We start from the raw sequence: 14,059 nt of genomic DNA, 5'->3' as shown, positions 1-14,059 counted from the left end.
AGGAACCCATGATCAAGCGCCTGACGATGACGAACTTCCGGCTCTTCGACGAGGCGGATGTGATCTTCCCCGAGGACGCCCAGCTCATCTTGATCTCGGGCCGCAACGGCTCGGGCAAGTCCACCCTGCTGACCGCCATCGTCTACGGCCTGTACGGCGAGGGCCCCACCGGCAAGCGCGAACTGGACCGGCTGATCCGGCGGGGCGCCGAACTCGAGGGGATGGAGGTGCGGGTGGAGTTCACCGTCGGCCAGGACACCTACACCGTGCGGCGGCGCCGCGACAACCGCAAGAGCTCGGCGATCTTGGAGGTCGGCGGCACCGCCATCATGCAAGGACCCGACGAGGTCACCGCGGAGGTGTCCAAGCTGCTGGGCATGGACGCCGCCGGATTCCGCCTGGCGGTCTTCGCCACCCAGGGCGAACTGGAGGGCCTGTCCAGCCTGAGCGCGGCCGAACGCGGCAAGACGATGGCCCGCCTCCTGCGACTGGACGCCGTCACCAAGGCCAAGGCGTCCGCCCGGGAGGAGCTCAACAGCGCCCGCCGCGCCGCGCTGGCCCTCGGCGAGGCCCCCGACATCGCCGGCCTGACCGGCCGCCTGCGAACCGAGCAGGACGCGCTGGAGGGGCTGCGCGCAGCGGCCGCCGACACCGACGCCACCATCAAGAAGCTCGAACGCGACCTGGCCGACGGCGCGCAGACCGAGCAGGAGCACGGCCAGGCCGTACGGCGATACGCGCGAGCCCAGGGCGAGGCCGACTCGGCCGCCGCCGCGCTCGCGCGCGCCCGGCAGGACCTGGACGCGCTCCGCCCCCCGCCGGCGCCCGCCTACGAGGGCCCGCCCTCGGCCGAGCTGGGCGACCGCATCACCACCCTGGAACGGCGGATCGCGACCGCGGAAGAACAGGCCCGCCGCGCGGCCGACGCCGCCGCGGCCCACGCCCAGCTGCGCGAGCTCCGCGCACGGCTGCGCGATGTGGAGGACACCGTCGCCCGCCATGGCGGCGTCGCGGCGGCACGCGCCCGCCAGGACGAGGCCGAGCGGGAGCTGCGCGCGGCCGAGGACGCTGCCCGGCAGGCCGGCGACGCCCTGGACGCCTCTTCGGCGGCGGTCGCCCGGCTGACCGGCCTGCGCGACCGGGCCGCCGAGGACCTGCGGCAGGTGTCCGCCCTGGGCGGGGTGTGCCTCACCTGCGCCCAGCCGATCACCCCGGAGCACCGCGACAGCTGCCTCACCCAGGCCGGGGACGCCTTGCGCGCCCTCACCGGGGAGCTGGCGGAGGCCGAGCGGGACCAGCGCGAGGCGGCCGGCCGCCACGCGGCCGCGATCGGCGCGGTGGAGGCCGCGCGGCAGGCGGCGGGCCGGGCCCGGCTGGCCCGGCAGGAGTGCGAGGCGGCGCACGGCGAACGCGAACGCCTGGCGGGACACGCGCAGGCCTACGAGCGGCAGCTGGCCGCCCTGCCCGAAGCCCCGCCCGGGCTGGAGGACCTGTACGCGCAGCGGGCCCGCCTGCGCGAGCGGCTGGAGCGTGCCCGGGCGGCCGAGCAGGCCGGGCAGGCCGCCGTGCGCGCGGCTGAGCGCCGGGCCACGATGGAACGCGCCCTGCGGGAGGCCGAAGCCGCCGCCGCGCAGGCCGCCGCCCGGCTGGAGCAGGCCCGGGTGCCGCAGACGCTGCAGGAGGCGATGCGCGAACGCGAGCGTGCCCAGGCGGCCCTGGCCGAGGAGCGGCGGACGCTGACGGCGATCCAGGAGGAGCTGGCGGCGGTGTCCGAACGGGTGGGCGCCGCCCGCCGCGCCGTCCAGGAGGGCGAGAAGCTGCGCGAGCGGCGCCGCGCCCTGGAGACGCAGGCGCGGGTGGCGCAGGCCGCGGCGCAGCTCCTGGCGACGGTGTCGCAGGACGTGTCGGCGCGGATCCGGCCCGCGCTGGAGGGGGCCGTGTCGGCGCTGCTGGAGCAGATGTCCGGCGGCCGGTTCTCCGCGGTGCGGGTCAGCGACGGCTACGAGGTGCGGGTGCGCGACTATGACGGGTCGTACGTGCCGCTGACGCGGGTGTTCGTCTCCGGCGGCGAGAAGGACCTGGGCGCGCTGGCGCTGCGGCTCGGGGTGGCCAGCGTGATCGCCTCCCAGCACGGGGTCGGCGGGCTGGGGGTGCTGATCCTGGACGAGGTCTTCGGGTTCCAGGACGCAGTCCGGCGCGAGGCGATCCTGGCGGGCCTGCGGGCGCTGCGCGGGGTCTATCCCCAGATGCTGGTGGTCAGTCATGTGGGCGGGCTGGAGGAGCTGGCCGACTGCGTGATCGACATCGAGCTGGAGGAACCGGACCCCGGGTCGGCGGAGGTGATGCCGCGCTCGGTCGTGCAGATGTCGGCCTGACCGGCCCCACGGCGGCCCCCGCGGCGGGCAAAGGGTGGACCGGCGGACCTTGAGGGTCCGCCGGTCCGCATGTCGTGCCGGGCGCCGCGGACGCCGAGTCGTCAGCGGACGCCGAGCAGGTCCAGGGCGAGCTGCCGGGTGATGACGGCGTCCGAGGCGCAGTACTCGGCCCGCTGGCTCGGGGTGTACTGGTGCAGCCGCTCCCGGTCGAGTTCGACGGGGTCCAGGCCGCGCGAGCGCGCGACCGGCTTCAGGCTCCAGGGGATCTCGTGCTCGCGGGCGTGGCGGCGGTAGGCATAGGCGATGTCGAGGTGCACATGCGGCACGCTGGAGGAGACCGCGCTCTCCCAGATTCCGTGGTAGGCGGTGTGGTGGCCCTCCAGGAAGCCGTACTTGGGGGTGAGGCGCCTGTCGGCGACCAGGGACAGGCCCAGGCTGACGCGGGCGCGTCCGGCCCGGGTCGTGAGGTACGGCAGGTCGAAGGCCGCGCCGTTCCAGGTCGCGATGAGCCCGTTGGGCAGGCGGCGCAGGAAGCGGTCCAGGTGGGCGAGCAGGTCGGCTTCGGCTCCGTCGAACACCTCGGTGGTGTCCTCGGTGGCGACGCTGGCCTGCGTGATCCGCGCGCGGGAGGGGTTCAGGCCCTCTCCCTCGGAGTTGTCGGTCTCGATGTCCAGGGCGTAGACGCGCGCCGAGCTGTACATGGGTGCCTTTCGTTGGGGTGGCCGGTGACCCGTGCGGGTCAGCCGGCGCGGGACGACCGGGACCGTCCCGGCCGCGGCCGCGCGGCCAACTCGGCGCCCTCCCCCGGGGCGGCCTCGCCCCGGGCCGTGGCGTCGGGGGCCGTGGCGTCCGGGGCCGCGTCGTCCGGGGCGTCGTCGTTCTCGGCCGGTTCCGCGCGGATGTGGTCCAGGGCCTCGCGCAGCGTCATCCGGCTGCGCTGCCCGGGCGACATGCCGCCGAAGTAGCCGGACTCCAGCCCCTGGGCGTACGCGCGCGTCAGGCATTCCTCTCGTACGGGGCAGGCCCGGCACATGGCCTCGTCCTCGGGGGCGATCGCCTGACCGGCGTCGACGAAGAAGCGCACGATGTCGGCGCCGGAAAGCCGCCGGCACGCCCGGCGCGGCAGCCAGGCGATGTTCTCGTCAGCGAGCAGCTCTGACGCCATGACAGGTCTCCAACCTCACGATCGTGGTACGGCACACGGTGGCCGAGGTGTTCGGTCACCTGGTTGACACCGTGCCGATCGCGGGGAATCCCGCAGCCGGTGCGCTTGTCCAGATGCGCCACCGACCGGCCCGGGGGATCACTGCCCCGCCCCCGATACGAGGTCGAAGGACCGCCTCTAATGTGTGGGGAGGTGTGTCAGCGCGTTACGCCGTCCGTCGGCGCATGGATGACAGGGGCGCTTAATGCGTGGCGGTGTGTGGGTGGGTGGGGCAGGGCGTTAGCTGACCTCGCATCCGCATCCTGGGGGTGGCGGGGTCAAGTTCCGTGGTCACTCGCGACAGAAGGTGAACGGTCGCGCGGGGTGGGGATCTGAGCTGAACGAACACCTTCATCGGGGCACGTCCGTTCTCTAAGGGGCAGTGGTGCCGGCCTGCGCCGACGAAGCCATGGCCACCTCGATGGGGGCGCGGACGTGCGTTGGACGGTGGGGCCGCGCTCGGGAGCAGCGCGTGGGGCGGATGCGCGGCCTCGGCCATGAGAAGAGGCGGCCGGACACCTCTGCCGGTGAAGACACCTGAAGGATGGGCGGCCTGGGCCCTCTGGGACGCGCGGCCAGTGGCGGGGAGCGAGGCCGGTGAAGCCGTGGGGTCCGTGGCGCTCCACGATCCGGAGAGGTCTTTCCGCGCCACGGAATCCGTGTCACGGACTCGCCCCGTGCGGGCCGGGCCGTCCTCGTCACACAGCATTCAGGTTCCGGCGCCCGCACCTGGTCATCGGTACCCAGCGGTGCCAGGAGCTACCAACGCCCTTTGGCGCGAGTGCTCCTGCGGACAGGGCCTGCGGCGCACGCGGTGCCGGACTCCCGCCTTCGCGGGCACCGGAAGGCGGGAGTCCGGCCCTTCACTCGGCTGCGGCGGCGAGGCCGAGAGGGGAGGAGCCGGGCCGGCCCGACCCGGCCCGGTGAGGTGGCGTGGTGATCCGCGGCAGAGGATCGGGAGGATGCCTTCCCCCGCTTCGCCTGCCCGCCTTCGCGGCTCCACAGGCCGACCGGCGGGCCCGTGGGAGAGCGGGTGGGCAGCGATAACGCCGTACGCCATCGGGTGGAGGACGATGGCCGGCGAGGCGCACCTGCCTGCGAAGGGGCAGGTGGCGGATGTCGCGGGTGCCTCGGTGGTGGGGGAGCTTCATGCCTCGCTGGACCCCAACGGGGGTGAGTTAATGTGTGGGAAGGTGTGGCAAGGCGTTATCACGCCCACCCTCCCCCCACCTCCTCATGCGGCGTGAAGCCATCCCCTCATTCGTGACCCGTCGTGCTGCATGCCGAGATGGCACGGTCACTGATCCGCGCACGTGTACGACGGCCTTCCTTGGCGTGCTTGGGCATGGAGTGGCGTATCGGGATGTTCGGACGTCTTGATGCAGGTGAAGGGGCAGGGCCGCGCCCCGGATGAGAACTCCATATGTCGTAGCACAGAGGAGGGCCCACGACTGCGGACGTGCACGTGTGGTGGCAGGACAACCCCGCCACAGACGAGTCAAGGCGTCAGAGGACGCCCAAGCACGTCCCCGTACGTGCCTCCGGGTGTCACGGTCTCGCATTGCCCCTGGACATCCCGCAGAGGGTGGGAGGGTGCTGTCATGGCGTCACTCACCATCCCAGGTCGGCCCACGGGTGGTGGCGTCGTCCAACCCCCCGATGCCTGTGCGCATCCGCTGCACGGCCCTCTCCCAGCAGCTCATGCGCTTCTTGCTGAAGCGGGACGATCCGGTAGGTCGCGGCGCGTGCCGGGGTCCGGGAAGACCCGTCTGCGTCCCCGCTCGCCTGCCTGGACGCTGCTCGGTGCCCCTTCCTGGCATCGCATCCGTCCACGGCCCGCTTCCTGCTGTCACGGGCGGGAAGGTGGCGTATGGCGAGCCTGGATGCGCCGGGAGGAGGCAAGGCGAGTCACCGCGCGGTCGCGTCTGGGAAGAGCTGGAGTCATCGCCCGGCATGAGGACATGTCCCGGATCATGGGGAGGCCCGTGGCGGCGCCTCGAAGCATCTGGCGGGGTGCCTGCTCCTGGTCTGCTGCCCTTTCGCAGGAGCTCACGTGAGCCGTCACCGGCGTGCCTCAGCTCACGTCCCACCTCCTCTGGCGACATGTCCGAGCAGGTGTGTTCCTCAGCGTGGGCGCGGCATCGGATGCTCGTGCCACCTCGCGTCCTGCGCCAGGTGCACACCTCGCGCACGGCGGTCCCTCGGGCCGCCACGCCCCGGCTGGCCCTTCTTCCCGGGGCTTCATGTGCTGTCCCCTCGGAGGACGTGGCGACGCGCTTGATGAGGCGAGCACCTGAGGGTGGGCGAGGACACGTGGCGCAGGAGCTGGCAACGGCTTGGGCGAGGCGCACACGTACGGCAACCGGTGGCCGCGGGTGGCCGTAGGCCGCGGGGCGTGACATCAGCTGCCAGGGCCTGGACACCTGCCGATACGCGCAGCTTCCTCTCACACGACGTCCGAGGAGGTCCCAGGAGCGATCCAGGCCCGCCCGGGGGTTGCTCCATATCGGCACCCGGGGGCGTGTCACCCGGAAAATGACCACCCGTATCGCTAGGCTTGGCCGTGCCCCGGCCTTATCGGCCGTACAACCTCACACCACACTCCACTGACGTCTAAAAGGGGGCCTCTGTGCCTGCACAAGCCGTGTCCAGCATCGCTGGGCACCCCCACGCCGTTTCGTACATCACGGGCAAGGGCGGAGCCGGCAAGACCAGCGTCGCCGTCCACACCGCCGGTTACGCGGCGTCCAAGGGCTACAAGACCCTGCTCGTCGACATCGACCCCCGCGGCGCGATGGCCGACGACCTCGGCTACGCCGACGAAGAGTGGAACGACCAGGGGGAGTCCTTCTTCAACAGCCTGCGCTCGGGACGGCCGCTGGAGCCGGTCTCCGGGGTCCGGCCCAACCTCGACGTCGTCGTCGGCGGATACAACCTGGAGGACGTGCTGGCCCTGGCGGCCGCGGGCAAGCGGCCCAGGTTCGTCAACGCCCTGCACGACTGCCTGACCCCCATCGCCGCGGACTACCACCTCATCGTGGTGGACTGCCCGCCCGGCGACCGGCTGCTGCAGATGATGGCGCTGACCGCGACCCGGCACCTGGTGGTCACCACCAAGTTCGACAAGGGTTCGATGCGGGCGGCCGAGGAGGCCGGCGAGGTGGCCGCGGAGGTCATGGAGAGCACCGGCACGGTGCGGAACCTGCTGTGCTGCGTGATGTTCGACTTCGACACCGGCGCGGCCCGGATGCGTGAGTCGTCCAAGGCACTGCTGAGAGAGCGGCTCGGCGGGGTGGCGCCCATCCTCGACTCCTACGTCCGGCACGTCCCGGCCGTCGCGGAGGCGATCCGGTCGCACGGTCGGCTCGCCTACGAGCTGGAGGAGAACCCCATTCCCGGCGTCAAGGTCGACGCCGCGGGCCTGGCCGACGACTACCGGGCCATCGCGCACCAGACGATCCGGCTGCTGGGCGAGAAGAACCAGCAGGCGGCGGCCGCTCTGGCAGGAACGGCACAGCCGGCATGAGCGTGGAGACCGACCTCGACTCGGGCAGCAAGCGGACCAAGTCGCGCCGGCGCGGCGGGTTCAAGGCCTTCGAGACGAACCAGGCCGCGCAGGAAGCGCCCCTTCCGCCGCCGGACGTCCTGCGGCCCAGCGTGCCCGCGACCCCGCCGCCGCCCGCCGCCGACGAGAAGCCGGAGCCTGACGACAGCTCCACGCTCGACGGCACCCCCAAGCCCGGCGAAGCTCCGCTGACGCCGCCGGCGGCGGTCGACTCGCCGGTGACCGCCGCGGAGCCGGCCGCCGCCGCGAGCGCGTCCGTGCGCGTCGCCGTACCGTCTCCGGCGGCCGAGCCCGCCGGGCCGGCCGGCACCGGGCCGGTCTCGCCCGGCGACGCCCCGGAGCCCGCGGCCGCCGCCCCGAACGGCGACGGTGCCGGCCCTGGGCGGACCGGTGCGGCGGCCCCCACGGCCGCCCCTGCTGCCGAGCCCGCCACGGCCGCCTCTTCCGGGGACTCGGCCGCGGCGGCCAGGCGCCGGCGGCCGGCCCCCACGGAGCAGGCCGCGGACACCCCGGCCGCGGACACACCGTCCGCGGCTCCCGAACCGCCGCCCGCCGCCGGGCCGGGCGCCGAGACCGCTTCGGACCCCGCCGATCACGGCCCGCAGCGGCCGGCCGCGGGCAACGGCCAGGGCATCACCACGGCGGGCAGCTGGGCGGCCTCCGAGCCGATCCCGACCGTGCCCGTGGCACCGGTCCAGCCGGTGATGCCACCGCCCCGGGCGCTCGTGGACCCACCCGCGGCGCCGCCGCTGGGGCAGGCGATCGCCGAGGCCGGCACCGTCGACATCCGCGTGCCGGTGCCGATGGTGATGGGCGCCGGCACCCTCGAAGGGCTCACGGCGCCCGTCAGCGGCAAGCGCAAGAAGGTCATCCCGGTCTACCAGCAGGTCGCTCAGCAGCTGCGGGAGACCCTGGCCGCGCATGCCACGCCGTACCTGCAGCTGGCGGACTGCCTGTACAACGACAGCCTGCTGGAAGTGCTGTTCGGGGTGCCGGCCGGGCAGGAGCAGAAGATCGCCGAGATCGCCCATCTGCACGCCTGCCAGGCGCTGGGCACGACCGCCGTCGAGTGGCGCATGGGCGAGGGCGCGCTGCTGCTGCGCGCGCGGGTCGCGCTGCACGAGACGACGCAGCAGGTCACCATCTACCTGACGGTGACGCTGTGGGAGGAGGTGCGGCGGGAGCTGGAGGAGCAGGCGATCTCGCTGACGGACTTGGTCATCGACGCCTACAACCGGTTCTGCGACCATCCCCAGATGTTCTGGCCCAACCGCAAGTCCCGGGCCACGCGGGAGGGGCGCCGCCGGGGCGGCGAGGAGACCAAGCCGCGCACCCTGCAGCTGACCCCGAGCGAGCAGCTCGACCTGGAGCACCTGGAGATGGCGAGCTTCGCCCGCAACCGGTCGGAGTTCTTCGACCGGCTGCTGCGGTTGGAGATGGACGCGCGGCGGCAGGAGCGGGAGCTCGGCTGAGGCAGGCCGGGCGTCTCGGCGCGTCAGCCCGCCCGCGCCCTCCCCTGCCCAGTACACTTGCCAACGTCAGTGGAGAAACTGCGCGTGCTGATGCACGCGCCGCGGTGTAGCCCAGGGGCAATGGGCTACACCGCGGACTCCCACTGGATCCCGCCGCCCGCTGCGGCCCTCCCGCCCGCTCCCCCGATCCCGGCCTCCGGGCGTCGCGCCCGCCGTAATGTGTGACTCGGTGTGGCCACGCGTTCGCGTGCCGGGGGCAGCCCCGGGGCCGGCTCCGCACTGGTTGCGCCCGCGCGGTGATCGCGTGGCCGTACGGCGACGGCCGGCGCCCGCTCCCCCGCAGGGAAGCCGGACGCCGGCCGGTGCCAGCTCAGCCCGCGGACGCGTGGTCGCGGGCGGCCGCGATGAGCTCGTCGAGCCCGCCGTGGAACCCTGGCAGGAGGTCCAGGAATCGGCTCCAGGTCTGCGGGTCCTCGCCGAGGCGCGTGCGCAGCCAGGCGGCGATGAGGGTGGACAGTGACTCGCTGGGGTTTTCCAGATGGCTGCCGCGCAGCGCGGCGATGCCGAGGAGGTCCAGGAGCGTCTGTGCCCAGGGCTTGTCCGCCCAGCACCAGGCGTGATCGAGCAGCGGGCCGCGCAGGTAGTTCACCTCACGAGGGGTGAGCCGGTGCGTGAGCTCGGCCATGTCGCGCGCCGTGGGGACGTGCGGGGCGAACCGGCCACACAGCCATTGGACCAGCTCGTTGTGGTGCATGTGCGGCAGCAGGGCTCGGAAGGCCTCGGCGGTGATGGGCGGGAACTCCCGGGAACCGGTCATCCGCCAGGTCAGGTCCCTGAGCACCTCGCGCATGGAGCGGGTGTAGGCCTCGGTCGTCACGGCGTCGGGGCCGATCCGGGCGACGGCCATGATCAGGTTGTTGAGGTGCTGGGCGGCAAGCGCCTTGTTGTGCTCGAGCGCCAGCGCCGCCAGCAGGTCGACGTCCCCGGTGGCGATGATCTCGGGGGCGAGTTCGTGGCCGTCCTTGGCGTAGACGGCCCAGCGGCGCGCCTCGGGCTCCCGCGAGTCCCACAGCAGGCGGATGGCCTCGCGGGTGAGCGGGAGGCGGGCGCGGTGCGCGAGCATGGCGGGGGGCAGGTCGCTCCAGGGGCGGTGCCGCAGCAGGGTGCGGGCGTCGTCGCCGGTGATGGGCCGCGAGCCGTGGCGGTTCAGGTAGGCCGCCAGGACCTGCCGCAGCAGGCCGGGGTCAGCGTCGCCGACCTCCGCGAAGGTGATCTCCTGCGGTCCGTCCGGCAGCGCGCGGGCGGCCAGCGTCCGCACCTGCGGGTGCGGGCAGGCCAGGGCGGCGCGGATGCCGTCGGGGCCGTGCTTGACCAGGGTGTGCTGTGCCGGGTGCAGCATGGAGCCGGGGACGTTGTCCCAGTCTGCGGCCGCGAGGGTCTCGATCAAGGCGCCGAGCGGGAGCGGCGCGTGCTCGTGGACGAGGTCCGCGTGCTCCTCGCGCAGGGCCCGCCGTAGCAGCCGCCCGCGGATCGGCACCGGAGTGTTCGGGTTGGCGGCGACCGCCGCGCGCACCGCCAGGCTCCGGGACTTGGCCAGGGTGGCCAGCAGTTCGGGGCTGTCGGACGTCCGGGCGATGGCAGCGGCGTGGGCGGCGCCGCCCTCCTGGGCGGCGCGGAAGCCCGCCTCCCGGGGCAGGCGGGCCTTCATGGAGATCGGAGCGGTGGTCCGGCCGACGCGCCGCAGCAGCAGCGCGGCCAGGGCCGGGTCCTTCACTCCTTTCAGCAGGAGCCGTTCCACCTTGGCGTGCTGTCCGCTCTCGGACATGCGCCTCACCTGCTTTCCTTTGGATGGTGTGAACGGCTCGGACCGTCCCGGCCGGAGGCCCGGGACCAACGGGCCTGCGGCGACGGCCGGGGCGCGGATGCGTGATCCCGCCCAGCCGCGCGGGCGGGGCGGGATCTGCTGGGACGCTGCCTCGGTCCGCTCACGCGGCCGCGGCGGGCGGCACCTGGTACTGGTGGGGGCTCATCATCAGGGCGGTCACGCCGGCGGCGGCGGTGCGCAGCCGGTCGACGTCCTGCTGGGACAGCTCCCCGAGCACGATGTTGAGGGCGATGGACTTCTCCTCCTCCTCGCCGCCGAGGATCTGGCGCATCTCCTGGGCCACCGCGCGGACCGCCAGGTCGGCGTACGGCGCGAAGATCTCGGCGAACTCCGGCGCGGGGGCCGGGTGGTACAGCAGCTCCCCGTTGAGGCTGTCGGCGACCTGCTCCAGGTCCACCTCCATCTGGACCATGCCCTCGGCGACCGGCTGCAGCTCGGGCGTGAACAGGGCCATGTGCACCGGGAAGACGACCTGGCCCTGGACGGCGGGACGCAGCGGAAGCCGGGTCGGCGGCGCCGGCAGGGCGACGGCCGCGAAGCCGGCGAGTTCCCGGAAGAGCCACAGGCCCAGCAGGGAGTTCAGCGCCTTGGCCGCGGCGCGGCTGAGCGTCTCGGGGGTTCCGCCCTTGCCCAGGTGCCCGCTGAAGGACACGGCCAGCACGCGGTCCAGGATGGCGCTGCGCAGGTACATGTCGAACCGGCTGGGCGGTCCGGCGGGCAGCTCGAAGGTGGGGTCCTCCCCGACCGGCTCCAGCGAGGCCTCGCCGGTGGGGTCCCGGTCGACGGCGTAGGCGTAGGTGGCCCCTTCGAAGTCGACGATCAGCCGGTCGGCGGTCATCTCGGCGGACTCCATGAGCGCCGCGGCGCGCGCCTCCAGGCGGCTGAAGGTCCGCCCGGGCAGGTTCAGGGGCGCGGCGAAGAAGTCCTTGGCCCTGCGCTCGGTGATGTGCATGAGGCTGAAGGAGCAGGTGCTGTTCTTCCGCGTCCGGACCGCGCAGGTCGCCCGCCGCCGGCCGCCGGGGGGCAGGATCTTGCCGACGTGACCCGTGACGTCGAGGAACACCGGCCCCTCGTCGGTGATCTGCCGAACGTAGAGCGCCTCCTTCGCGTCCTTGTCCTTGTCATCCTTGGTGAGCGGCTGAGCCACCTTCGTCCTCCAGATGTAGGCCGCGGCCGGAGCCGCGGTGTGCGTCGGAGTGCCAGGAGCGGGTCCTGGCACCTGACCGGGGATGTCACCGGTTTCACCCCCAGCCTCGGAACAGCGGCCCCCGCCCCGGGTGGCCGGTACCGGGCCGGGGCGGGGGCGGGGGAGTCGTCTCAGGCGGCGGCGGGCATCGTGCCGTAGCCGCTGGCCTCGGTGGCGGCCCTGACCCAGCTCAGCGGGGTGGCGTCGAGCACGAGGCACGTGGGCGGCCCTGGATCGGGGGCGGTGCCGGTGGTGACGGTGGTGATGGAGTATCCCGCGCCGTCGTGGTGTACGGCGAAGCGCAGGCCGGGGATCGCGGGCCGGACGTAGGCCCACGTCCACGCGATGGCGTGCACGCTCGCCGCCTCCGGGATCGGGCCGTGGAAGCGGCACACGGTCGTGCGCCGGGGCGGGGTGCCGGGGAGTTCGGCCACCAGGTCGCGCCGCAGCAGCCGCAGCCGGGCCGAGCGGGAGATCTTCATGGACTCTCCGTGGCGGAGCCGGCGGCCCGGCTCGGGGACGCTGCGCAGGCCGCGGGCGTACACCTCGGCGGGGGAGGGGCGGGCGAACGCGCGGACTGAGCCGGACGGCATGCGGACCTCCAATCGATGTCGATGCCAGATGCGGATCGAGCAGGGGTGAATCGAGTCAGTTTGCGGATCGCGCCGATCACCTGCGGCCGGACCGTGAGCGCCGGGCGCAGGCGGCCGAGGGAAGGGGAGGGGAGCGGAGGGGAGGGGCGTACGGCCAGGCCGGCGCGGTGCCCGAGATGGCCCGGTGCGCGAGGGCCGCTCCTGCTGGACAGGGCGGCCGGACGAACCACGGTCCGGGGCGTGGCTACTTGTGATGTTTCTCAGAATCTCGCGCTGACGCATCGGCCGCGGGCCTTCGGCGACGTGGCCGGGCAGCGGCCCGCCGTGGCCGTCCTGCGGGCCATGATCACCACCGGGACCCTGCCCCAGCAACTGCTGCTCACCGGCCCCTCCGGGACGGGCAAGACCACGCTGGCCCGGATCGTGGCGGCCGCGCTGCTGTGCGACCAGCGGCGGGAGGCCGAGCCGTGCGGCCGGTGCGGGCGGTGCTCGCTGATCCTGGCGGCCCGGCCCGCCCACCCGGACGTGATCGAGCTGGACGCGGCCAGCAACGGCGGCAAGGACGAGGTGCGGCAGATCGCCTCCCGCGCCCGGCTCACCACCCACGACAGTCCCCGCAAGGTCATCATCGTGGACGAGGCGCACGGCCTGAGCGGACCCGGCGGGCAGGCGTTCCTGAAGCTGCTGGAGGAGCCACCGGCCCACGTCACGTTCATCCTGGCCACCACCGACCCGGACAAGATGCTGGCCACCAACCGGGGACGGTGCACCGAGCTGGCGCTGAGCCGGCCCGCCCCCGAGGACCTGCGCGGCAACCTGGAACGGGTGGCGCGAGCCGAAGGGTGGCGGCTGACCGGGGAGGCGGCCGATGCCGTGGTCGCGGCCACCCGGCCCGAGCTCGGGGTGCGCGGGACGCTCATGACCCTGGAGAAGGTCGCGCCCCTGCTCGCCGCCGGCCCCGTCACCAGCGAGGAGATCTGCCGGGCGCTGGGCATGACCACGCCCCGCTCGGTCCGGGCGATCCTGGCGGCCGTCGACAAGGGGGACCGGCCGGCGCTGCTGGCCGAGCTCGACCAGGCCCGCGCCACCGCCGGTGAGGCGGCGGTCCTGCGCGAACTGGGCCAGGAGGTGCGGCGGCGGCTGCGCCGGCACGCAGGCGACGAGCTCGCGCTGCGAGCGGAGCTGCACCTGGCCGACCTGCTCGCCCGGGCCGCGACCGCCGGCCACGCCGGAGCCCTGGACGTGGCGCTGCTGCGTGCGGCGCTGCCGCGGCTGGACAGCGATCCCGAGGCCCTGGCCCGGCTCACGGCGCGCGCCGAGGCGGCCGCCCACACGCTCGCCGCCGCGCTGGCGGAGGCGGACCAAGCCACGGACTCCAACACGCACCGCGGCCGCCCGGCCGCACCACCGGCAGAACCGGACCAGCCGGCAGAACCGGAACAGCCGGCAGAACCGGAACAGCCGGCAGAACCGGAACAGCCGGGACAGCCGGGACAGCAGGAGGAGGACGCGCTGGCCCGCCAGTTCCGCGCCGCCGTCCGCGCGCACGACCCCGCCACCGGAGACCTGCTGCGCGGGGCGGGGCTCCGCCGCGACGGCCGGGAGGTGCTGGCCGTGGTGGCCGCCGCGCCGTTGCTGGACGCGCTGCGCCGGCCGCCGCACGCCCGGATGCTCGCGCAGGCCGCCGCCTCGTGCGGGGTCCGGCTCACCCCCCAGGAGGCCCCCGGCCCACCGCCGGTCGCCGACGCTGATGCGTGAGGCGATTGTGCCGACACGGTT

9 protein-coding genes are annotated in these 14,059 nt (G+C 73.9%); 4 read left to right on the top strand and 5 right to left on the bottom strand.

Going from position 1 to position 14,059, the window contains the following annotated elements:
* Positions 1-8 precede the first annotated feature (8 nt).
* Positions 9-2,375: an AAA family ATPase gene (locus D5H75_RS37880; protein WP_119931448.1), complete on the top strand. Its 2,367-nt coding sequence runs from the start codon at positions 9-11 to the stop codon at positions 2,373-2,375.
* A 101-nt stretch (positions 2,376-2,476) separates the two neighbouring features.
* Here the strand turns inward: D5H75_RS37880 and D5H75_RS37875 are convergent, their stop codons facing one another.
* Both D5H75_RS37875 and D5H75_RS37870 read right to left on the bottom strand, forming a co-directional pair.
* Positions 2,477-3,076, bottom strand: a complete 600-nt coding sequence (locus D5H75_RS37875; RefSeq protein ID WP_119931447.1) for a 3'-5' exonuclease family protein — start codon at positions 3,074-3,076, stop codon at positions 2,477-2,479.
* Positions 3,077-3,114: 38 nt separating this feature from the next.
* Entirely contained in the window at positions 3,115-3,540 is a 426-nt protein-coding gene (locus D5H75_RS37870) for a WhiB family transcriptional regulator (protein WP_119931446.1), read from the bottom strand.
* Between the two features lie 2,668 nt (positions 3,541-6,208).
* On the opposite strand from D5H75_RS37870, the gene D5H75_RS37865 reads away from it, so the two are divergent.
* Both D5H75_RS37865 and D5H75_RS37860 read left to right on the top strand, forming a co-directional pair.
* Positions 6,209-7,105, top strand: coding sequence for a ParA family protein (locus D5H75_RS37865; protein WP_119931445.1), 897 nt, complete (start codon positions 6,209-6,211; stop codon positions 7,103-7,105).
* Positions 7,102-8,616: a hypothetical protein gene (locus tag D5H75_RS37860; RefSeq protein ID WP_119931444.1), complete on the top strand. Its 1,515-nt coding sequence runs from the start codon at positions 7,102-7,104 to the stop codon at positions 8,614-8,616. The genes D5H75_RS37865 and D5H75_RS37860 overlap by 4 nt, the downstream gene beginning before the upstream one ends.
* A 370-nt stretch (positions 8,617-8,986) precedes the next feature.
* On the opposite strand, the gene D5H75_RS37855 is transcribed toward D5H75_RS37860, so the two are convergent.
* From D5H75_RS37855 to D5H75_RS37845, 3 genes are all read right to left on the bottom strand, one after another.
* A complete protein-coding gene (locus D5H75_RS37855; RefSeq protein ID WP_119931443.1) occupies positions 8,987-10,441 on the bottom strand; it encodes a hypothetical protein in 1,455 nt (484 codons plus the stop codon).
* A 160-nt stretch (positions 10,442-10,601) separates the two neighbouring features.
* Positions 10,602-11,648 carry a hypothetical protein gene (locus tag D5H75_RS37850; RefSeq protein ID WP_119931442.1) on the bottom strand — a complete coding sequence of 349 codons (1,047 nt, stop codon included), beginning with the start codon at positions 11,646-11,648 and terminating at the stop codon, positions 10,602-10,604.
* A 170-nt stretch (positions 11,649-11,818) separates the two neighbouring features.
* Positions 11,819-12,280, bottom strand: coding sequence for a hypothetical protein (locus D5H75_RS37845; RefSeq protein WP_119931441.1), 462 nt, complete (start codon positions 12,278-12,280; stop codon positions 11,819-11,821).
* 240 nt (positions 12,281-12,520) lie between these two features.
* Between D5H75_RS37845 and D5H75_RS37840 the strand changes: the two genes are divergently transcribed.
* Positions 12,521-14,038 carry an AAA family ATPase gene (locus tag D5H75_RS37840; protein ID WP_202638915.1) on the top strand — a complete coding sequence of 506 codons (1,518 nt, stop codon included), beginning with the start codon at positions 12,521-12,523 and terminating at the stop codon, positions 14,036-14,038.
* Positions 14,039-14,059: the final 21 nt, after the last annotated feature.

It is taken from the genome of Bailinhaonella thermotolerans (genome assembly GCF_003594875.1).
In the GTDB taxonomy this organism is placed as follows: domain Bacteria; phylum Actinomycetota; class Actinomycetes; order Streptosporangiales; family Streptosporangiaceae; genus Bailinhaonella; species Bailinhaonella thermotolerans.
The sequence above is the reverse complement of the archived record's forward strand: the minus strand, read 5'-3'. Positions and strand labels throughout refer to the sequence as shown.